16 protein-coding genes are annotated in these 20,366 nt (G+C 74.0%); 6 read left to right on the forward strand and 10 right to left on the reverse strand.

From position 1 onward, the window contains the following. Window positions 1–109: 109 nt before the first annotated feature. Complete coding sequence (locus tag ACIQ9P_RS22875; protein WP_402359037.1) at window positions 110–1,492, forward strand: sporulation protein; 1,383 nt, start codon at window positions 110–112, stop codon at window positions 1,490–1,492. 571 nt (window positions 1,493–2,063) lie between these two features. Here ACIQ9P_RS22875 and ACIQ9P_RS22880 read toward each other — a convergent pair. Further along, window positions 2,064–2,390, reverse strand: a complete 327-nt coding sequence (locus ACIQ9P_RS22880) for a nuclear transport factor 2 family protein (protein WP_402359040.1) — start codon at window positions 2,388–2,390, stop codon at window positions 2,064–2,066. A gap of 33 nt (window positions 2,391–2,423) precedes the next feature. Next, window positions 2,424–3,608, reverse strand: coding sequence for a M20 family metallopeptidase (locus tag ACIQ9P_RS22885; protein WP_402359043.1), 1,185 nt, complete (start codon window positions 3,606–3,608; stop codon window positions 2,424–2,426). Window positions 3,609–3,757: 149 nt separating this feature from the next. On the opposite strand from ACIQ9P_RS22885, the gene ACIQ9P_RS22890 reads away from it, so the two are divergent. After that, the gene (locus ACIQ9P_RS22890; protein WP_402359045.1) at window positions 3,758–4,849 is read left to right on the forward strand and encodes an Lrp/AsnC family transcriptional regulator; all 1,092 of its coding nucleotides are present in this window, start codon (window positions 3,758–3,760) and stop codon (window positions 4,847–4,849) included. A 44-nt stretch (window positions 4,850–4,893) separates the two neighbouring features. On the opposite strand, the gene ACIQ9P_RS22895 is transcribed toward ACIQ9P_RS22890, so the two are convergent. Beyond that, window positions 4,894–5,301 (reverse strand): hypothetical protein, encoded by a 408-nt coding sequence (locus ACIQ9P_RS22895; protein WP_402359047.1) that lies wholly within the window; start codon window positions 5,299–5,301, stop codon window positions 4,894–4,896. A gap of 387 nt (window positions 5,302–5,688) precedes the next feature. Between ACIQ9P_RS22895 and ACIQ9P_RS22900 the strand changes: the two genes are divergently transcribed. Beyond that, a complete protein-coding gene (locus ACIQ9P_RS22900; RefSeq protein ID WP_402359049.1) occupies window positions 5,689–7,587 on the forward strand; it encodes an alkyl/aryl-sulfatase in 1,899 nt (632 codons plus the stop codon). 110 nt (window positions 7,588–7,697) lie between these two features. Beyond that, on the forward strand, window positions 7,698–8,753 hold the full coding sequence (locus tag ACIQ9P_RS22905; RefSeq protein WP_402359051.1) for a sulfotransferase: 1,056 nt from the start codon (window positions 7,698–7,700) through the stop codon (window positions 8,751–8,753). A gap of 37 nt (window positions 8,754–8,790) precedes the next feature. Here the strand turns inward: ACIQ9P_RS22905 and ACIQ9P_RS22910 are convergent, their stop codons facing one another. Then, the gene (locus ACIQ9P_RS22910; RefSeq protein WP_402359053.1) at window positions 8,791–9,711 is read right to left on the reverse strand and encodes an RNA polymerase sigma-70 factor; all 921 of its coding nucleotides are present in this window, start codon (window positions 9,709–9,711) and stop codon (window positions 8,791–8,793) included. Window positions 9,712–9,820: 109 nt separating this feature from the next. Beyond that, on the reverse strand, window positions 9,821–10,294 hold the full coding sequence (locus tag ACIQ9P_RS22915) for a carboxymuconolactone decarboxylase family protein (RefSeq protein ID WP_402359054.1): 474 nt from the start codon (window positions 10,292–10,294) through the stop codon (window positions 9,821–9,823). Between the two features lie 277 nt (window positions 10,295–10,571). Between ACIQ9P_RS22915 and ACIQ9P_RS22920 the strand changes: the two genes are divergently transcribed. Next, a complete protein-coding gene (locus tag ACIQ9P_RS22920; protein ID WP_402359057.1) occupies window positions 10,572–11,921 on the forward strand; it encodes a glycoside hydrolase family 18 protein in 1,350 nt (449 codons plus the stop codon). An 88-nt stretch (window positions 11,922–12,009) separates the two neighbouring features. Here ACIQ9P_RS22920 and ACIQ9P_RS22925 read toward each other — a convergent pair whose 3' ends face one another. Next, window positions 12,010–12,246, reverse strand: a complete 237-nt coding sequence (locus ACIQ9P_RS22925) for a chaplin (RefSeq protein ID WP_402359060.1) — start codon at window positions 12,244–12,246, stop codon at window positions 12,010–12,012. Window positions 12,247–12,445: 199 nt separating this feature from the next. Here ACIQ9P_RS22925 and ACIQ9P_RS22930 point away from each other — a divergent pair, with 199 nt between their 5' ends. Continuing rightward, entirely contained in the window at window positions 12,446–13,255 is an 810-nt protein-coding gene (locus ACIQ9P_RS22930) for an alpha/beta fold hydrolase (protein WP_402359063.1), read from the forward strand. A gap of 159 nt (window positions 13,256–13,414) precedes the next feature. On the opposite strand, the gene ACIQ9P_RS22935 is transcribed toward ACIQ9P_RS22930, so the two are convergent. The 4 genes from ACIQ9P_RS22935 to ACIQ9P_RS22950 form a co-directional block, all read right to left on the reverse strand. After that, entirely contained in the window at window positions 13,415–14,755 is a 1,341-nt protein-coding gene (locus tag ACIQ9P_RS22935) for an alpha/beta hydrolase fold domain-containing protein (RefSeq protein ID WP_402359066.1), read from the reverse strand. Between the two features lie 236 nt (window positions 14,756–14,991). Then, window positions 14,992–16,158, reverse strand: a complete 1,167-nt coding sequence (locus ACIQ9P_RS22940; protein WP_402359069.1) for an alpha-hydroxy-acid oxidizing protein — start codon at window positions 16,156–16,158, stop codon at window positions 14,992–14,994. A 230-nt stretch (window positions 16,159–16,388) separates the two neighbouring features. After that, entirely contained in the window at window positions 16,389–17,534 is a 1,146-nt protein-coding gene (locus tag ACIQ9P_RS22945) for a PucR family transcriptional regulator (RefSeq protein ID WP_402359072.1), read from the reverse strand. 62 nt (window positions 17,535–17,596) lie between these two features. Continuing rightward, window positions 17,597–20,182: a SpoIIE family protein phosphatase gene (locus ACIQ9P_RS22950; RefSeq protein WP_402359075.1), complete on the reverse strand. Its 2,586-nt coding sequence runs from the start codon at window positions 20,180–20,182 to the stop codon at window positions 17,597–17,599. Between the last annotated feature and the right edge of the window lie 184 nt (window positions 20,183–20,366).

Raw genomic sequence — 20,366 nt, forward strand, 5'->3', positions numbered from 1 at the left:
GTGCCCGGCAGGCACACAGAGGGGGCCCACACATCACAGAAGCGTTAACGGTGTTGCTGCCTGCGGCTCTACCCTCGAAGCCCGGCCACCGGCAGGCAGGAGAGCCCTCATGGCGCCGGCACCACGCAGGACCCGCGAACCGAACCACCGCCTCGGCGCGCTCCTGGCCGCGAGCGGCCGCAGCCGCAAGGGCCTCGCGCAGCGGGTGAACGAGCTCTCCGCGCAGCGCGGTCAGCCGCGCGCATACACCCATACGAGTGTCGGCAACTGGGTGGCCAAGGGCATGATCCCCGATGCCCCGGCGCCCGAGCTCATCGCCGTTGCGTTGGGAGAACGGCTCGGACGGCCTGTCACCCTCAGGGAGATAGGCATGGCCGGCCTCCCCGCCGACCCGGCCGCGGTGGGGTTGGATTTCCCCAGAGACCCCGGCGACGCCGTGCGCAACGCCGCGAACTTCTGGAGCACCGTGCACCGACGCGACTTCATCGGCGGCGCGTTCGCCGTCGCTGCCTACACCACCCCGGTCACCCGCTGGCTGGTCCAGCCCTCCGCGCCGCTCCCTGGGCACCGCGGCAGCCTCCAGGTCGGCCGCGCGGACCTGGAGGAGCTGTGGCAGGCCGCGAGCGAGGCGCGTTCCTGGGACTCGAAGTACGGCGGCGGCAGCTGGCGCTCCAGCAGCGTCGCGGACTGCCTCCAGCACCGCGCGAGCCCCTTGCTGGTGGGCACCTACCCGGAGAAGATCGGCGCCGAGCTGTACTGCGTGACCGCCGAGCTCGCCCGGGTCGTCGGCTGGGCCGCGCTGGACATGGGCCAGCACGATGCCGCGCAGCGGCACTTCATCCAGGCCCTCGCGCTCGCCCGCGCGGCCGGCGACACCGAGGTCGGCAGCCACGTGATGTCCACGATGGCGCTGCAGGCCATGCTGCGCGGCTACCCGAGCGAGGCCATCGACATGGTCCAGGGCGGCTACGAGCGCGCGAAGGGGTCGGCGAGCCCGCGGGTGCTGGCGTTCGCGAAGATGGTCGAGGCCCGGGCACACGGCCGGTCACGGGACCCGCGGGCGGCGTCGCGGGCCCTGTCGGAGGCGGAGACGCTCCTCGGCCGCGCACGGCCCGGCAACGATCCGGAGTGGATCAGTCACATGAGCCACACCCGGCTCGCATCGGATGCGGTCGAGGTGTGGCGGGACCTCGGCAACCCCAAGGCGGCGTTCACGTGGAACCGGCACGCCGATGCGATGCCCGAGGGCTCGTTCGCCCGCTCGGTCGGGCTGCGCCTCACGGTGCTCGGGACGGTGCACCTGCAGGGCGGCAGCCTTGAGGAAGGCGTCGCGATGGGGCACCGGGCGGTCGACATCCTCGCGCGGGTGCAGTCGACGCGGGCGCGGGACTACGTGCGGGACTACACGACGGAGTTGCGGCGCTGGCCGAAGGAGTCGACGGTTCGGAGCCTGCTGCAGCGGGCACGCACGGAGCTGGCCATGGCCAGCTGAGCGGCCAGCTACGCCGACCTGAGGTCAGCCGGTCCAGATGGTGTCGTTGGCCGGACTCCAGCAGCTGTCGCGAGCGATGGCCCAAGTCGTGTGCCTGATCCCCGACTTCGTCCGTCACGGAAATTTCAACCTCCAGGAATCGCTGTACAAGAAGATCGAGGATGCCGATCTCACCCACTCCGTGAGGCTCAAGACCGGGGAGGCCAAGGAGATCCCCTTGCGGGCAGCCTCCTCACCGGCGTCGAGAGGACCAGCCACGACAATCCCCTCGATGCCGAGGGCAGGCTCCGGGCCAAGAGGAACGACGGAGGACGGTACGACGGGTCGGCGGCCCGGGCCTGACCCGGTCGGCCCCCTTGCGCCCGACTCCTGGGCGTACGCGGCGACCGGGCGCCGGCGGTGCGGACGGAGCCGAATGCGTACAGGAGGACCAACCGTCCCGGGCTGCGAAAAGGCCGGCCGAGCTGGTGCATCCGGCTCACACCTGTTGCCATCCTGGCGGCTCGTCCGGTTTCCGGACCTGCGGGTCGCCCCTCACGGCACGGTGAGGGGCGACCCGATGCGGTGCCGGTCAGCCCAGGAAGTCGACCCGGTCGATCAGGCCGTTGCGCACGCGGTAGGCCACCAGGACGCGGACCGGGTCGGCGGCCAGGCCGTGGGCGATCTCGTGGTCGACCACCCAGTCGCCCTCCGCGAGCCGCCCCGTGATCTCCGCCCGGCACCGGCCCTCGGCGAACTGCCCGGCGTACCGGTCCCGCAAGGCGGGCCTGCCTTGCAGCAGGCTGCCGTCGGCCCGGCGGACCGTGACGTCCTCGGCGTAGGTGGCGATGAAGGCGTCGATGTCGTGGCTGTTGTAGGCGGCGAGCTGCCGCTCGACCACCTCGCGCGGTGCGGTCATGTGCTTGATCGTTCCTTCTTCGGCGTACAGGGTTCAGGCCGCGAGGCGGCGGGCGGCGAGTTCGGCGTAGAGCGCGGCTCCGTCGGGGAGCACCGCGTCGTCGAACTCCGCGTGGGGCGAGTGGTTGGACGGCAGGACGTCGGGGTCGCTGCCCTTCGGGGCGGCGCCGAGCCAGGCGAACGAGCCCGGCACCGCTTGGAGCACCCGGGAGAAGTCCTCCGACCCGGGGATCGGGTTCGGCAGCGTCCGGAAGCGCTCCTCGCCGAAGACCTCCCGGACGGTGTCCGCCAGGAAGTCGGTCTCGGAGTCGTCGGTCACGGTCACCGGGTACTCGGGGAGGTACTCGATCTCCGCCCGCAGGCCGTGGGCGGCCGCGATGGCCCTGACCAGCTCCACCGAGGCGTCGGCTACCTTGGCCTGCGCCTCGGCGGAAAAGGTGCGTACGGTGGCCTCGAAGCGGGCGGTGTCGGGGATGATGTTGCGCCGGGTACCGGCCTGGAGGATCCCGACGGTGATCACCACCGGATCGAAGATGTCGAAGCGGCGGGTCACCATGGTCTGCAGGGCGGTGACGATCTCGCAGGCCGCCGGTACGGGGTCCTTGGCCCGGTGCGGCACCGCGCCGTGGCCGCCCGCACCGTGCAGGGTGACGTGCAGAGCGGCGGACGCGGCGAGGATCGGCCCGCGCCGGGAGCTGAACTCCTTGTGCGGCATGGTCGACGACACGTGCAGGGCGTACGCGGCGACCGGGTGCCGGCCCGCCGCGTCGAGCACGCCCTCGGCGAGCATGGCGCCGGCACCGTCCCAACCCTCCTCGCCGGGCTGGAACATGAAGACCACGTCGCCGTGGAGCTCCTCCCGCCGTGCGGCCAGCAACTGCGCGGCGCCCGCGAGCATGGTGGTGTGCAGATCGTGGCCGCAGGCGTGCATCGCGCCGTTCTCGGCCGCGAACGGCACCGGGGTCTTCTCCACGACCGGCAGGCCGTCCATGTCGCCGCGCAGCAGCACGGCGGGGCCCGGCCGACCTCCGCGCAGGACCGCGGTGACCGAGCTCAGGCCGGTGCCCAGGCTCACCTCCAGCGGCAGCCCGTCCAGGGCCCGCAGCACCCGCTCCTGGGTGCGCGGGAGGTCGAGGCCCACCTCGGGGAAGCGGTGCAGGTCCTGGCGGAGCCGGACCAGGTCCGGGGCCAGCGCGAGGGCGTCGTCGTGCAGGGACACAGGTACCTCCATCGGACCCGCGTGCGGCGGGATTTGTGCGGAGCGGTCTCGTACCGGGATTCTGGGTCCCGGGGCGGGAGTCTCCCGCGATTTCGCAGGATCACGCCACGAAGGGGCCCTTCGATGAACGAATCGTCCGGAAGCCGACGGTGACCGGCGTGGAGGTGACCGGCACTGGGGCAGCCGCCACGGAGACGACCGGCACGCGGGTGACGGTCGACGAGCTGGACCTCGCCCTGGTGAACGCCCTGCAGTTGCGGCCCCGGGCGCCCTGGGCACTGCTCGGCCAGACCCTCGGGATCAGCCCGGTCACCGCGGCCCGCCGCTGGCAACGGCTCTCGGAGGCCGGGATCGCCTGGGTGACCGCCTACGGTCTGCCGCACCCCGAGGACCCCGGGTGCGTCGCCCACCTCGACCTCGACTGCGCCCCCGACCGGATCGGGCGGATCGCCGACGAACTGGCCGAGGACGCGCACGTGATGAGCGTCGAGCACTTCTCCCAGGGCTGCGACCTCGCCCTCACCGCGGCCTTCACCGACCTGGCGGCGGCCTCCCGGTACACCGCCGAACGGCTCGGCCGGATCCCCGGGGTCGACGCCGTCCGGGTCCACCTGACGACCGGCTACTACGCCGAGGGGGTCCGCTGGCGCCTGGACTCGCTGGACCCGGCCCAACGCGTGGAACTGCACGACGAGCAGTCGGCGGCGAGCCCGAAGCCGTCCGGAGCGCGAGCCGAAATCCGCGAGGAGGACCGGGAGTTGCTCATCAGGCTGGGCGTCGACGGCCGCCTCGACCAGGCCGGGCTGGCCGCCGCGACCGGGCTGAGCCCGTCCACGCTGCGCCGCCGCCTCGACCGGCTGGCCGGCTCCGACGCGATCCGCTTCCGCTGCGAGATCGCGGCCCGCGACGCCGGCCGGCCGGTCCTGACGACCTTCCGGGCCGACCTGCCTCCGGACCGGCTCGACGAGGTCGGCCCCCAGCTCGCCAGGCTCCCCGAAGTCCGGCTGTGCGTGTCCGTCACGGGCGCGCACAACCTCGTCCTCTCCGTCTGGCAGCGCTCCCTCGCCGACGTCCAGCGGCTGGAGGCGGCGCTCGCCCGCAGGTTCCCCGACCTGCGGGTGGCCGAGCGCCGGGTGGCGCTGCGCACGGTGAAGCGGATGGGCCGGATCCTCGGCGCGGACGGACGCGCCGTCCGCGCCGTTCCGATGGACATCTGGCGGGATCCGGTCCCGGATCCCTGACGCCGGGGTGCCCGACGGCGGGCACGTGGACCGCCCGGAGCGGTTCAGCAGACGGCGGGCACCGTGACCGTGGCGGTGACCGGCGGGCGTCCCGCCCGGGTGGTGGTGAAGGTGGCGGTGAGGCCGGTGCCGCACGGGACGGTGCTCGCCACCGGCCCGACCGTGATTCCGGCGGGCGGCACCACGGCGCCGAGGTCCTCGCGCTCCAGGCTCGCGCCGGCGGTGGTGCGGAGTTCCAGCTCGAACGAGGCGAACTGCGCGGACCCTCCGGCCGACGAGGCCCAGCCGGTGGCGGACGCGAGCCGGCCCTCGATCGTCAGGCAGACCTTGGCCCCGACGCCGTAGCCGCAGGTGGTCGTACCCGTGGGCCGGGCGGCGGCCTGGGTGGCCCCCGTGATGCCGAGCCCGGACAGCGCGGCACCGGCCGCGAGGATCGCGACGAAACGCTTCATCGGAGTTCTCTCCTTCGAGGAGGACGACGGGAGGAGCCACGGCCCCCTTGTGGTATGTCACGCTGCACATGGCACATGCTGCCACGAGCTCGGGATCTCGCCCCCGATCGGCTCCAACTCCCGCCCAGGACTACCGGATTCGGTCCCCCGATGGCGCGATTCCGAGGCCGGTCCCGAGGCCGGTCCCGAGGCCGATCCCGAAGCCGTCCCGGGGCCGATCGGCCACGCGCGTTCCCGCACGGGCTCCTGGCCGCCTTCCGGGCGCGCCGGGCCTCGGGCCTCGCGGCCGTTCACCCGGTCGGCCCAGGTCTGCTCGTGGCCGCCGCCGCGGGCCGGGAAGGTGACAGGGGCAACCCCTGGCCGACGCCGCTGCCCGAGGAGTCCGAGATGACCCAGCGCACCGAGCCCCTGCCCGCGCAGCCGGGTATCGCCGCCGCCAACGCGGCGGTGCTCGGCCGGTTCCCGTTCGAGGACACCCGGGACCTGGAGGACGCCCGCAGGGGGTTCGTCGCGACGGCGTCCGAGACGCTGGTGAAGGACGGCCGGCGGGTGGTGTGGGACCTGGAGGCGTACGGCTTCCTGGCCGCCGACTGCCCCGACACCGTCAACCCCAGCCTGTGGCGGCAGAGCCGGCTGGCCGCCGACCACGGCCTGTTCGAGGTGACCGAGGGCATCTACCAGGTGCGCGGGTTCGACCTGTCGAACATGACGATCGTCGAGGGCGAGCGCGGTGTCCTGGTCATCGATCCGCTGATCTCCTCCGAGACGGCCGCCGCCGCGCTCGCCCTCTACCGCGCCCACCGGGGGGAGCGGCCGGTTTCCGCCGTGCTGTACACCCACAGCCACATCGACCACTTCGGCGGCGTCCGCGGCGTGCTGGGCGAGGAGGACATCGCGGCCGGCGTGCCGGTGATCGCCCCAGAGGGCTTCCTGGAGCACGCCGTCAGCGAGAACGTCTACGCCGGCACCGCGATGGCCCGCCGGGCGGCCTACATGTACGGGGCGGCCCTGCCGAAGGGCGAGCGCGGGCAGGTCGGCGCGGGTCTCGGCCAGACCACCTCGACCGGCACCGTCGCCCTCGTGCCGCCGACCCTGCACATCACCGCCACCGGGCAGAGCGAGACCGTCGACGGCATCCGGATGGTCTTCCAACTCACTCCCGGCACCGAGGCGCCGGCCGAGCTGAACATCTTCTTCCCCGGTCACGCCGCGCTGTGCATGGCCGAGAACGCCACCCACAACCTGCACAACCTGCTGACCCTGCGCGGCGCCCAGGTCCGCGACCCGCACGTGTGGTCGCGCTACCTCACCGAGGCGATCACCCTGTTCGGCGGAGCCACCGACGTGGCGTTCGCCTCCCACCACTGGCCGGCCTGGGGCCGGGAGCGCGTCATCACGTTCCTGACCGAGCAGCGCGACCTGTACGGCTACCTGCACGACCAGACCGTGCGGATGCTCAACCAGGGCCTGACCGGCGCGGAGATCGCCGAGCGGATGGAGATGCCGCCGGCCCTGGAGCGGGCCTGGCACACCCACGGCTACTACGGCTCGGTCAGCCACAACACCAAGGCCGTCTACCAGCGCTACCTCGGCTGGTTCGACGGCAACCCCGCCCACCTGTGGGAGCATCCGCCGACCGAGGCCGCGACCCGCTACGTCGAGTTCATGGGCGGCGCGGAGCAGGTGCTCCGCCGGGCCCGGCAGTCCTTCGCCGACGGCGACTACCGCTGGGTCGCCCAGGTGGTCAACCACGTCGTGTTCGCCGACCCCGACAACGCCGAGGCCCGCGCGCTCCAGGCCGACGCGCTGGAGCAGCTCGGCTACGGCAGCGAGAACGGCACCTGGCGCAACTTCTACCTGATGGGCGCGCTCGAACTGCGCGACGGCGTCCTCGGCACCCCGACCGACACCAGCTCGCCCGACTTCCTCGCCGCGCTGACCCTCGACCAGCTCTTCGGCGCCCTCGCGATCCGGGTCGACGGCCCGGGCAGCTGGGACGCCGACCTCGCCGTCCGCTGGAACCTGCGCGACGGCGAACCGGTCACCCAGCGCCTGCACAACGGAGTCCTCACCCACACCACCGGCGACGGCCCGGCCGTCGCCGCCCCCGACGTCACGATCACCCTCGACGAGGCGGACCTGCGCGCCGTCCTGCTCGGCGCCCCGGACCCCGCCGCCCTGCTCGCCCGGGCGGGCGCCACCGTCGACGGCGACCTCGCCGTCCTCGGCGAACTGCTGGGCCACCTCACCGCCCCGGACCCGGACTTCGCCATCGTCACGCCCTGACGCGCACCCACCGACGGGGGCCGGATCCGCGTTCGGCGTCCACCCCCGGCGCTCGCCCTGACGTACTGTCATCCTGCGATCACGTACGGGCATCGGGTGCAGGAGGACGTATGAGCATCACCTTCGTCGTGGGAACCGGCCGCTGCGGGTCGACCTTGCTGTCACGGGCCCTCCAGGCCCATCCCGACGTGCTGAGCATGAACGAGTTCTTCACCTCCGTGGCCTGCCGGGGCACCCTCGGCTTCGGCGACCGGGAGGTCGACGGGCGGGAGTTCTGGTCGATCCTGGGCGGGCCCGTCCGCCCGCTCGACGCCATCGCGGCCTCCGCGCACCCCATGCCGGAGCTGCTCTACCCCTACGCGAGCGGGCGCTTCCGGCCCGGGACCGGCGTGCCCACCGTCTCCCACATGACCCTGCCCGCCCTCACCGACACCCCCGACGCGCTGCACGACGAACTCGCCGACGCGGTGCCCGCCTGGCCGGTCCGGACCCTGCCCGACCAGTACCGGGCGCTCTTCGCCGACCTCCAACGGCGCTGGAACACCCAGGTGGTGGTGGAGCGCTCGGGCGCCTCCCTCGCGTTCCTCCCCACGCTGCGCGCCATGTTCCCCGAGGCCCGCTTCGTGCACCTGAGCCGCTCCGGGCCGGACGTCGCCCTGTCGATGAGCCGGCACATCGGCTTCCGCACCCTCCTGCTGCGCACGGAGGCGATGACCCTGCTGGGTCTGACCTCACCCTTCGAACTCGGGCCCGAGCACATCCCGCTGCTGCCCGACCACCTCGCCCACCTGGCCGGGGACGTGGACTGCGACCTCGTGATGCGCGCGCCGATCCCACTGGCCGCGTTCGGAGCGTTCTGGTCGCACCTCGTGGTCCAGGGCGTGGCGGAGCTGGCGCAGTTGCCGGCCGACCGACGGATGGCCCTCTCCTACGAGGAGATCCTCGACGACCCCGAGCACCACTTCGCCCGGCTGGCCGCCTTCGCCGGTGCCGATCCCCACCCCGCCTGGCTGCGCGGTGCCGCCGCCTCCGTCGTCCGCACCGAGCGCCCGCCCGTCACCGACCCGGACACCCTCGACGCCTGTGCCGCCGGGGCCCGTGCCCTGGCCCGCCAGGCGAGCCTCCTCGCGGGCACCCCCGCGCCGGTGCCCGCGAGCACCGGCTGACCCCGGCCGCCCGTACCGCGTGGCGTCCGCCGGCGGCTCAGTGGGCCCGGCGGGCCTGCCTGAGCTGCTGGTGGACGGCCCAGGCGTCGGCGACCGGGCCGAGGTGGGCGAGCTTGTCGGGATTGGTCACCGAGCGCACGCCCTGGACCCGTCCGTCGAGGACGTCGAGGACCAGGACGGTCAGCACCCGGCCGTCGTGGTCGCGGAAGACGGCGCCGGGCTGGCCGTTGACCTCACGGGTCTCGAAGGTGACGTCGATCCGCTCCATCAGCGGGACGATCGCGGCGAGCAGCCGGGCGACGTTGACCGCGCCGGCCACGGCCCGGGCGAGCTGCGGGGTCTTGCCGCCGCCGTCGCCGACCATCGAGACGTCGGCGGCGAGGAGGTCCTGGAGTCCGGCCATGTCGCCCTCCCGGAGGGCGTCGAAGAAGCGCGCCGCGAGTTCGTCCCGCTCCTTGCGCTCGGCCTCGAAGCGCGGCCGGCCGTCCCGCATGTGCTGCCGTGCCCGGACCGCCAGTTGCCGGCAGGCGGCCTCGGAGCGGCCGACCGCCGGGGCGACCTCGTCGTAGCCGAAGCCGAAGACCTCCCGCAGCACGAACACCGCCCGCTCCAGCGGGCTGAGGCGCTCCAGCAGCAGCAGTGCCGCCATCGACACCGAGTCGGCCAGCTCGGCGGACCGGGCCGGGTCCTGGTACGGGTCGGTGAGCAGCGGTTCGGGGAACCACGGGCCGACGTACGCCTCGCGTCGGACCCGGGCCAGCCGCAGCACGTCGATGGAGATCCGGGTGACCGTGGTGGAAAGGAACGCCTTGGTGTTGTCCGGCCTGGTCGGCGAGGCGTCGAAGCGCAGCCACGCCTCCTGCACGGCGTCCTCGGCCTCGCCCACGCTGCCGAGGATCCGGTAGGCGATCGAGAACAGCAGCGACCGCAGCTCCTCGAACTCCTCGACCTTGCTCACGACGGTTTCCCTTCCCTCGGACGGACTGTTGCCGGTCGATCGTCCCGGGGGCGGCCGGGCCGGGCAAACCCCGGCCGTGCCCGGTCCGGCGGCACCCCCGTGGTGACGGTCAGTGGAACTGGCCGGCCACGTAGTCGCCGGCCGGCTGGCGGGTGATGATGTTCGCCCGGTTGGCCATGTTCATGAACGAGATCAGGGTGACCAGGGCGACCAACTGCTCGTCGTCGTAGTGCTCGGCGGCCTTCGCCCACACCTCGTCACTGACGCCGCCCGCCCCGTCCGCGACCCGGGTGCCCTCCTCGGCCAGGGCGAGCGCCGCCCGCTCGGCCTCGGTGAAGACGGTGGCCTCCCGCCAGGCCGCGACCAGGTTCACCCGCAGGGCGCTCTCGCCGGCCGCCGCGGCCTCCTTGGTGTGCATGTCGAGGCAGACGGCGCAGCCGTTGATCTGGCTGACCCGCAGCGAGACCAGTTCCTGGGTGGCGACGGGCAGCGGCATGCCCTTGAGGTCCTTGCCGAGGGCCATCAGGCTCCTGATGACCTGGGTGCCGGTCCGGGTGGCGAAGAAGTTCAGTCGCTTGTCCATGGGGTGCTCCCTGGTGTCCTTCGTGGTGGTCGGTGCTTCACCCCTTGAGACGGAACGGCCCGGCGTCCTGTGACACGCTCCGCTGTGACCCGCGTCACCTGCCGGTCTCCCCCGCGTTTTGCAAAACCTTTGCGAAGTCCGTTGACAGGTATGGACCTTGCCGTGGAGAGTCGTCGCCGCCCGGTACGGGCACACCCTGCGAACTCCCTGCGGACTCCCTGCGCCGTCCACCGTTCCCACGATCGTGCGGCTCACCGCACAAGGGGTGATCTCGTCCATGCGTCACCGACTCTCGACCGGCAAGACCTTCGCCGTCGCCACCGCGGCCGTCCTGGGGCTGCTGGTCCCGCTCGCCCCGGCCGCCGCGGCGGCCGACCTCGACGGGTCCGCCGACTCCGCGCGCCACGGCGGCACCGACTTCAAGCGGGTCGGGTACTTCATCCAGTGGGGCATCTACGCCCGCAACTTCCACGTCAAGGACCTGGAGACCAGCGGCACGGCCGGCAAGCTCAGCCACATCAACTACGCCTTCGGCAACGTCGGTCCGGCCGGCACCTGCCAGATCGGCGGCCCGGGCTCCGACGGGTGGGCCGACTACGTCCGGCCGGTCGGCGCGGAGGAGGCCGTGAACGGTGTCGCCGACACCGACGGGCAGGCCCTGGCGGGCAACTTCAACCAGCTGCGCGAGCTCAAGGCGAAGCACCCCGACCTCAAGGTCATGATCTCGCTGGGCGGTTGGAGCGGCTCGGCGTACTTCTCGGACGCCGTGCGCACCGAGGCCGGCCGCAAGGCGCTGGTCTCCTCCTGCGTCGACCTCTACCTCAAGGGCAACCTGCCCAAGGACGGCGTCCGGGGCGGCGCGGGCGCGGCGGCCGGGATCTTCGACGGCATCGACCTCGACTGGGAGTGGCCGGGTTCCGAGGGCAACCCCGGCAACGGGGTCCGCCCGGAGGACAAGCAGAACTTCACCAAGCTGGTCCACGAGTTCCGCACCCAGGTGGACGCCTACGCCCGGACGCTCAAGGGGCGCAAGCACTTCGAGCTGAGCGCGTACGCGCCCACCGCTCCCGCCAAGATCGACGCGGGCTTCGAGGTCCGGAAGATCATGAAGGACTTCGACTTCGTCAACCTCCAGGGCTACGACTTCCACGTCTCCGGCGAGAAGACCACCGCCCAGCAGTCGGCGCTGTACGCGCGCAACGACTTCAGCGTGGACCAGACCGTCGACGCCTGGCTGCGGCGCGGCGCCCCGGCCCGCAAGCTGGTCACCGGCATGCCGTTCTACGGCCAGGGCTGGACGGGCGTCACCGGTGGCGGCAACGGTCTCGGGCAGCCGGCCGCCGGGCCCGCCCCGGCGACCTGGACGGCCGGCACCGAGGACTACAAGGCGCTGAAGAAGCTCGCCGACTCCGGCTCGTACAAGCTGTACCGGGGTCAGCGCAACGGCCACGCCTGGCTGTTCGACGGCACCACGCTCTGGACGTACGACGACGCCACCGTGCTGCGCACCAAGGCCGAGTACGTGCGCCGCGAGGGCCTCGGCGGGGCCATGGTCTGGTCGCTGGACGGGGACACCCCGAACGGTGAGCTGATCTCGGCGATCGACAAGGGTCTGAGCCGCCGGTAACGGCACCGGCCGCGTCCCGGCACGCGGACGCGGGCCCGTCCCCCGGAGGGACGGACCCGCGCCGTGCCGCGTGCCCGCGGCGGGTGGGTCAGGCGTTGATGCAGGTGTTCCCGAACGCCGGGTTCAGGGCGCCGACCAGGTTGATCGAGTTGCCGCAGATGTTGATCGGGATGTGGACCGGGATCTGGATCTGGTTGCCGGACAGCACGCCCGGGGAGCCGAAGGCCAGGCCGTTGGCGGAGGCGTCGGCGGCGGCGGTGCCGGCGCCGGCCAGCAGGGCGGCCACGGCCAGGACGCCGGCGGCGAGGGCGGTGCGAGTACGCATGTCTCTCCTTGGTGGATGAGTCGGCAGATCAGAGCACCAATCACACCGGTGGACGGCCGGGATCCCCCCGGATTGGTCGGAACACGGGCGTGTCCCGGGTCCTCACCCGAGTGGCCCAACGGCCGGGCGGGGCCGGTGGGCGCGGCGTACGGTCGGAGCCAGTCCCGGCGTCCGCGCGCTCACGCTGATGGAGGTCCCCGTGCCGAGGTTCACCACCACCGACGACGTGGGTCTGCACTACTACGACGAGGGTGACGGCAGGCCGGTGGTGCTGATCCCCGGCTACGGGGCCTCGGCCGACGACTGGGCCCTGCAGTGGGGGGCGCTCCGCGCGTCCGGGTACCGGGTGGTGTCGCTGGACCGCCGGTGGGCGGGCAGTTCGGACCGTCCGCCCTACGGGCTGCGGATGGCCAGGGGCGGCAAGGACGTCCAGGAACTGCTGGGCCACCTCGACCTGACGGACGTGCTGCTGGTCGGGCAGTCGATGGGCGCCGGCCACATCTGGGCGTACGCCGGTCTGTTCGGCTGCGAGCGGCTGGCCGGGATCGTCACCGTCGACCAGAGCCCCTGCATGGTCAACCGCCCGGACTGGGAGTACGGCTTCTACGGCCTGACCATGGCGAACCTCGGCACCTTCTTCCTCGACCCGGCGAACGTGCTGGGCACCGGTCACGGCCGTGCCTGGCCCGACCCGGCGGAGCTGGACGCGCGGATCCGGGCGGCGGGCGGCAAGGGCGCGGGGTCGGACATCACCCCGGACACCTATCCGCTGATGTTCGACCACGCCTGCCAGGACTGGCGGGACGTGGTCGCCAGGATCACCGTGCCCGCGCTGATCCTGGCCGGGGCCGAGAGCCAGTTCTGGCCCGCCGAACACGCGGCCGCGACAGCCGGGTTGAGCCCGCTGGCCTCGTCGGCGGTGGTGCCCGGCGCCGGGCACCCGGCGCACACCGACGCACCGGACGAGGTCAACGGGCTGCTGCTCGGCTTCGCCTCCTCGCTGCGCTGACCGGAGGCGGCCGCCCCCGGTGGGCCGACCGGCACACGATCGGCGGCGGCCCCCACCCGGAGCCGTCGGGTCGGGGGCCGCCGCCGTGGCCCGGCGCTCCGGGTCGGGGATGGCGCCGGGCCGGCCCTCCCGGTGCGGAAGGGCGGTCCGTGGCGCGGGTCAGCGCGCGGTCTGCTGGTCGAACTGCTGGATCACGCCCTCGGCGATCTGGGTGGTGAGATTGCCCCGGGTGAGGTCGAACAGGTGGCTGGCCCAGGGGAGTTCGACGCTCCGGTGCGGGACGCCCGCGTCGGCCAGGGCCCGGTCGAGCAGACGCGACTGGGACGGGGAGATCAGCCGGTCGTCCGCTCCGTGCACGCTGAGCGTGGCGGGCAGTCCGGGGCGGACGTGGTTGAGCGGCGAGGAGGCGGTCCAGGCGTCCGGGCGCTGCTCCGGGGTGCCGCCGACGTACTCCCGGCTCGCGGACCGGATCAGTCCGGGAGCGGTCGAGTGGGCGGTGACGTCGTCGAGGTCGGTGGTGCCGTAGAAGCTGATCACCCGGCGCACCGAGGTGTCGGCGTGCGGCGCGGTCGGCGGGAACATCGGGTCGCCCTCGGTGTACCCGGCCATCATCGCGAGGTGTCCGCCGGCGGACTCGCCGAACAGGGTGATGTCGGAGGGGTCGACGCCGAAGCGGGCGGCGTTGTCGCGGATGTAGCCGACGGCGGCCTTCACATCGCCCGGACCGGTCTGCCAGTCGGCGTGGGGCAGCAGGCGGTAGTCGATGGTGAAGGCGGCGTAGCCGCGCTCGGCGAACCACTTGCTCCACGCGTAGCCGTCGGAGCGCTCGCCGATCTTCCAGCCGCCGCCGTGCACGTAGACCATCGCGGGGCGGGTGCCGCCCGGGTCGCGGGCCGGGCCCCGACCGGGGACGTGGTCGAGCTTGAGTTCGGTGGAACCGGCGGTGGCGTAGGTGAGCGTCTCGGTGCCCGCCGGCCGGCCGTTGCCCTGGACCAGGCCGTGGGTGAGGAAGCGCCCGATCGACACGTCCACGTGCTGCCGGTCGGCCTCCCGCACCAGGGCCACGGCCGGGACCGCCGTCATGACCGCCATCAGGACGGCGCTCGCACCGGCGATCAGCGTCGCCGCCCGGGCCCGGCGGCGGCGGGCGATCACGGCGAGCACGACGGCGACCAGGACGGCGATCAGGGTGCCCTCGTGCAGGGCGTCGGCGGCCAGGGTGGCCAGGGCGGTGGCGGTGGTCGGGACGGGCACCGTCATCAGGACGGTCACCAGGACCGCGAGCACCCCGACGACCGAGGCCAGGGCGGTGAGCACCCAGGGGCGCCTGCGGCGCTTGCCGGTGGCGGCCGCCCCGGCCGCCCTGGTCGTGGCGGCGGCGGTGCCCGCGGCAGTCGTGGCGGGAGCGGTGGTCGTTTCCGCGGCGAGGGTGTTGTCGGTTCCGACAACCGCGGTGCCGCCCTCGTCGTGGGCGCGGCTCGTGCTGGGGTCGGTCGTCATCGGTGCTCCTGGTCCTGCGAACGGCGGGGGCAGCACAGGGGACGCGGAGAATCCGGACACCGGGCGGGCCGCGGTCGAAGCCGCGCGCCGTCCCGGAAGAGCCGCAGTCGGGCTGCCGTTGAACTGCTTCCACCATGCCGCTCGGAGCACCCGCCCCACCATGGACGCCGGGACAGCGCTCACGCGGCCGAAACTGTCGTGCCCGACAATCCGTGCCGCCGCCGTCCGGCCGGTGCTCAGACCCGGCGCAGCGCCCCGTCGGCCCGCAGGTCGGCGAGCGTCGGGTAACCGTCCACGGCCATGATCAGATCGGCCTCGGCGAGCAGCGAGCGCAGCACGTGGACAATGCCGTCCGTGCCGCCGAGCGCGAGGCCGAAGGCGTACGGGCGGCCCACACCGACGGCGGTGGCGCCCAGCGACAGCGCCTTGATCACGTCGGCGCCGGTGCGCACGCCGGAGTCGAACAGGACGGGCAGGCCGTCCGCGGCCTCGACCACGCCGGGCAGGGCGTCCAGCGCGGCGAGGCCGCCGTTGGCCTGGCGGCCGCCGTGATTGGAGCAGTAGACGCCGTCCACGCCGCCGTCCCTGGCCCGGCGCACGTCCTCCGGGTGGCAGAGGCCCTTGAGGATCAGCGGCAGGTCGGTGATCGACCGGAGCCAGGCCAGGTCGTCCCAGGTCAGAGGGTTGCCGAAGATGTTCACCCACTCCCGGACGGCCGCCCTCGGGTCCGCTTCCGGCGCTGCGGCGAGCCGGGAGCGGAACACCGGGTCGGAGGTGTAGTTGGCGAGCGCGTGGCCACGCAGCTGGGGGAAGTTGCTGGTGGACAGGTCGCGCGGGCGCCAGCCGGTGATCCAGGTGTCCAGGGTGACCACGATGCCCTTGAACCCGGCCGCCTCGGCGCGGTGCACCAGGCTCTCGGCGAGGGCCCGGTCGGTCGGGGTGTAGAGCTGGAAGAAGCCGGGGGTGTCGCCGAACTCCGCGGCCACCTCCTCCAGCGGGTCGACGGTCAGCGTCGACGCGACCATCGGCACCCCGGACGCGGCGGCGGCGCGGGCGGTGGCGAGGTCGCCGTGACCGTCCTGCGCGCACAGACCGATGACCCCGACGGGTGCCATGAACAGCGGGGAGGGGAGGGCCAGGCCGAACATCTCGACGGACAGGTCGCGGTCGGTGGCGCCGACCATCATCCGCGGCACCAGGCCCCAGTTCCGGAAGGCCGCGACGTTGGCCCGCTGGGTGTGCTCGTCCCCGGCGCCGCCGGCGACGTAGGACCACACGGACGGCGGGAGCGCGGACTCGGCCTTCGCCTCCAACTCGGCGAAGGTCATCGGCAGCGTCGGCAGGACGCCGGAGAGGCCGTGGAAGTAGATCTCGTTCTGGTAGTCGCCGAACTGCTGGGTCATGGTGTCCGCGTCCTTCCGGAGGAGGTGGAAGTGGGGTGCGGGCCCGGGAGAGCCCGGGGGCCGCTCGTGTGTTCCACCCTGCCGACCGGGGGTCGGCGCGGCCATGGTGCGGCGGCCAGTACTCGGGCCGCCGAATCTGTCGGCCGCGACAGGATCGCCGCGAGGGGAGTCGCCGCGACGGGAAGGGGCGAGGACGGGAACGGGCGGTGCGGCGCCGGCGGCGGTCCCGGTCAGCCCGGCTCGCTCCCGCCCTCGGCCTCCAGGTGCCGCAGGGCCCACCAGACGGTCAGCGCGTCCTCCGTCCGCGCCGGGTCCAGCCCGGTCGCCGCACCGAAGGCCCGCAGCCGGTACCGCAGGGTGTTCGGGTGCACGAAGAGTTCCGCGCCCGCCTGCTCGGCGTTGCCGTCCGCGGCCAGATAGGCGTCCAGGGTGCGGGCGAGGGTGGAACGGCGGGCTCCCGAGGTGTGCCCGAAGCACCGCTCGACCAGCTGCGCACCCGTCTCGGGCAGGGCCAGCACCGCTCCGTGCAGCGGGAGTTCGCCGTCCGCGACACAGCGTTCCAGGCCGAAGGCGGTGGCCAGCCGGGCGGCCCGGCGGGCCGCGACCAGCGACTCGTGCAGCCGGGCCAGGGGCCGGGCCGGGCCCAGTCCGACCGGCAGTTCCAGCGAGGGCGGCGGACGGCGGGCGGCCAGCCCGACCACCCGGTCCGCGCCCGGCTCGGCCAGCAGAGCCGTCGCGTGGCCCCGCAGCACCCGCTCCACGTCGGCGACAGGCCGTCCCGTCGGCCGGGCGTACAGGACGAGGTACTCGCCGTTCCGGTCCAGTCCGAGCTCGGACGCCGCCGTGGCCAGCCACTCCGGCGGCAGCTCGCCCAGCAGCAGCTGGCGCAGCAGCAGGGTGCGGTGCTCCGTCTGCGCCTGCGCCCGCTCCAGCTCGTGCGCGCGGTGGCCGCGCACCACGGCGGTGGAGACCAGATCGCAGTACGCCCAGAAGTCGCGGGTCAGCTCCAGCGCCACCGTCGGGGGCGTGTCGGTGCGGGCGGCCGCGTACAGCGCGTCGAAGGCCCGGCGGGTGGTCAGCCGGAAGGCTTCCTGGAGCGGTTCGAGCCCGATGCCCTGCGCGGCCCGCAGCGCGCCGAACTCCTCGAAGGCGGCCAGTTCGCGCGGCGCGGGCTCGCGTCCTTCGCGCAGGGCCTCGGTGGCGGGGCCGAGCAGGGCGTTGAGCTCGGTGCGGACGGCGGCCTCCGTCCGGTCCCGGTACGCGGGGATGTCGCGTACCACGGCGGCGGCTGCCCCGGCGGCGACCTCGTCCAGGCGCATTCGGGTCAGCACGGGGTTCCGCTGGCCGGGGGAACCCTCGGCCGGTCCTTTGTCCACGTCCACAATTCTGGCCCTCGCGGCCGGATGCCGCTCCACGCCCCCGGGCCGGGCAGGCCCGGTCAGGCGGGCGGGATCTCCTGCTCCGCCCAGATGGTCTTCCCCCGGCGGGTGTAGCGGCTGCCCCACCGGGTGGTCAGCTGGGCGACCAGGTACAGCCCCCGGCCGCCCTCGTCGGTGAGCCGGGCCCGGCGCATCCGGGGTTGGGTGGAGCTGGGGTCGGACACCTCGCAGGTGAGGCGCTCGGCCCGGATCAGCCGGACCCCGACCGGGCCGCCCGCGTACCGGATGGCGTTGGTGACCAGCTCGCTGAGCACCAGCTCGGTGGTGAACTCCAGCTCCTCCAGGCCCCATTGCCGCAGTTGCGCGGTGGCGGCCCCGCGGACCCGGGCGACGCCCGACGGGTCCGTGTCCAGGGTCCAGCCGGCGGTGTCCGCGGCCGGCACAGTGCGGGTACGGGCCAGCAGCAGGGTGACGTCGTCGGTGAGGCGGTGGGCCGGGAGGTCGGCGACCAGGTCCCGGCCGAGCTGCCGCAGCGAGGCCCCGGCCGGGGTGACGGCGCCCTCCGGCGGGGAGGCCGCGGCGGCGAGCCGGTGGGACAGCGCGTCCATGCCCTCCTCCAGGTCGTCCGCGTACCCCAGCAGCAGCCCGTCGGTGTAGAGCGCGAGCAGGCTGCCGGGCTCCAGTTCGACCTCGGTCATCTCGAACGGCAGCCCCGTCACGCCTAGCGGCGGTCCCGGTCGCAGCGGCACATAGGTCACCCGGCCGTCCGGGGCCGCGACGGCGGGCGGCGGATGCCCGGCGGAGGCCATCGCGCAGCGCCGCGACACCGGGTCGTACACCGCGTACACGCAGGTGGCGCCGAACGGCACGGTCTGCTGCTCGTCCGCGCCCTCCCCGGTCCCGTCCGACCACACGCCGTGACCCACCGGGGGGCGTGAGGCGGCGCCGGGGCCGTCCACGTCGTCGGCCCCGGTCCCGACGCCGGTCCCGTTCCCCTCGTCGTCCTCGTCCGGCCGTTCCGCCTCCACCATCAGCTGGGCCACCAGGTCGTCCAGGTGGACGAGCAACTCGTCCGGCTCCAGGTCGAGGTCGGCCAGCGTCCGCACCGCCGTCCGCAGCCGCCCCATGGTGGCGCTGGCGGCGAGGCCGTGCCCGACCACGTCGCCCGCGACCAGCGCCACCCGGGCGGAGGACAGCGGGATCACGTCGAACCAGTCGCCGCCGATCCCGCTCGCCGTGTCCGTGGGCAGGTAGACGCTGGCGGTGGACACGGCCGTGGTCTCGGTCTGCGAGGGCGGCAGCAGGCTGCGCTGGAGGCCGACGGCGGCCCGGTGCTCGCGCGCGTAGCGGCGGGCGTTGTCCAGGGCCAGCGCCGCCCGGTCGGCGATCTCGCGCAGCAGCTCCAGATCGGCCGGCAGGTACGGCGGCCGGTGCGGGTCGCGGTGGACGGCCACCCGGCCGAGCAGCCTGCCGCCGGCCCGCAGCGGGACGGCCATCGAGGCGGGGAAGTCGGTGTGCACGCTCTGCTCGTCCGGGTGGGCGTGGACGGCGGCCCCGACCGGCGGGGGCGGCGGCGGGCCGACCGGGCCGCCCGGTCCCGCGGCCGGCTCGCCGGGCGGGCCCGCCACCGCGACGGCGGCGCGGCGCAGCAGCACCCGCCCGTCCCGCCCCGGCGCGGGCTCGCCACCGGTGAACACGGCCTCGGCGACGTCCACCACCGCGAGGTCGGCGAGGCCCGGGACGGGTTCGGCGTCCGGGGCGGACGTGCCCGGGGCGGTCCTGGCGGTGGCGGGCGGGGCGAGGACGGCGGCCAGCTCCTCCGCCGTCCCGCCGACCGACAGCGAGCCGCCGACGGCGGCCGTGGCCCGGTGCAGCAGGGCGAGCCGTTCGCCCGAGCGGTGCAGTTCGGTGACGTCGGTGAACAGGGCGGTGACCCCGATCACCTGCCCGTCCGGAGCCTGGAGCCGGAACGCCGAGATGGCCATGACCGCGCCGCCGGCCGGGTCCTCGATGGTGCGGACGGTCTCCTCCGCGCCGATCAGCGGGCGGCCGGTGCGCAGCACGTCGCGCAGTCCGCGCTCGACGGCGGCCGCGTCCTGCGGCTGGAGGAAGTCGCCGAGGCGGTGGCCGCGCAGGTCCGGTGGGAGGCCGCTGTAGGGGAGCAGATGGGTGTTGGTGCGGACGAGACGCAGCCGCTCGTCGAACACGGCCAGGCCGACCCGGTCCTGGAGGAACAGCTCGGCGGTGAACGCCTGGTCCTGGCGCCACCGGGCGATCTGCGTGGTGGGGGCGGCGAGCACGAAGTAACGGGCCGTGTCGGAGCCGCCGGGGGCCGCCGGGGCGTCCAGGGGGAGCACTTGGAAGGAGAGCGGGAGCAGCTCGCCCCGGCCGGAGCGGAACACCGCCTCGCCGGACCAGCCGGCGGCCCGCTGGCCCTCGGTGAGCTCGGACATCGCCGGCCATCCCGAGGGGTCGGCGAGCAGCTCGTGCACCGGCCGGCCGTGCACCTGCCCGGCGCCGAGGCCGAACAGCCGGGCCGCCTCCGGAGTCCAGCGGACGATGCGGCCGTCCGCGTCGAGCAGGGCTCCGACGGCGTTGTCGACGAAGGGGGATCGGCCACGCTGCAGGGGGTCCGCCGTGCTCATGTCCGGTCGGCTCCTCTCCGTCGGCGGGATCACGGCCGCGATCTCTCCATCATCCTCCGGCCCGCCGAGCCCGCCAGTCCCCGCCGGTTCCCATCGGCCGCCACCGTCGCGCAGGTGGCGGCGCACGGGGGGTTCTCGGGCGTCGGCTCTTATTGTAATCTCCGTCAATAAGCGGGGCCTACGC

Origin of the sequence: Kitasatospora sp. NPDC094019 (assembly GCF_044764505.1) — a bacterium.
GTDB lineage: Bacteria > Actinomycetota > Actinomycetes > Streptomycetales > Streptomycetaceae > Kitasatospora.

Bases quoted from the DNA above. Each gene is read 5' to 3' on its own strand.
- ACIQ9P_RS22880 (WP_402359040.1), bottom strand. From the start codon at position 2,390: ATGACCGCACCGCGCGAGGTGGTCGAGCGGCAGCTCGCCGCCTACAAC.
- ACIQ9P_RS22915 (WP_402359054.1), bottom strand. From the start codon at position 10,294: ATGGACAAGCGACTGAACTTCTTCGCCACCCGGACCGGCACCCAGGTC.
- ACIQ9P_RS22935 (WP_402359066.1), bottom strand. From the start codon at position 14,755: ATGACGACCGACCCCAGCACGAGCCGCGCCCACGACGAGGGCGGCACC.
- ACIQ9P_RS22920 (WP_402359057.1), top strand. From the start codon at position 10,572: ATGCGTCACCGACTCTCGACCGGCAAGACCTTCGCCGTCGCCACCGCG.
- ACIQ9P_RS22905 (WP_402359051.1), top strand. From the start codon at position 7,698: ATGAGCATCACCTTCGTCGTGGGAACCGGCCGCTGCGGGTCGACCTTG.
- ACIQ9P_RS22895 (WP_402359047.1), bottom strand. From the start codon at position 5,301: ATGAAGCGTTTCGTCGCGATCCTCGCGGCCGGTGCCGCGCTGTCCGGG.
- ACIQ9P_RS22900 (WP_402359049.1), top strand. From the start codon at position 5,689: ATGACCCAGCGCACCGAGCCCCTGCCCGCGCAGCCGGGTATCGCCGCC.
- ACIQ9P_RS22950 (WP_402359075.1), bottom strand. From the start codon at position 20,182: ATGAGCACGGCGGACCCCCTGCAGCGTGGCCGATCCCCCTTCGTCGAC.
- ACIQ9P_RS22925 (WP_402359060.1), bottom strand. From the start codon at position 12,246: ATGCGTACTCGCACCGCCCTCGCCGCCGGCGTCCTGGCCGTGGCCGCC.
- ACIQ9P_RS22940 (WP_402359069.1), bottom strand. From the start codon at position 16,158: ATGACCCAGCAGTTCGGCGACTACCAGAACGAGATCTACTTCCACGGC.
- ACIQ9P_RS22875 (WP_402359037.1), top strand. From the start codon at position 110: ATGGCGCCGGCACCACGCAGGACCCGCGAACCGAACCACCGCCTCGGC.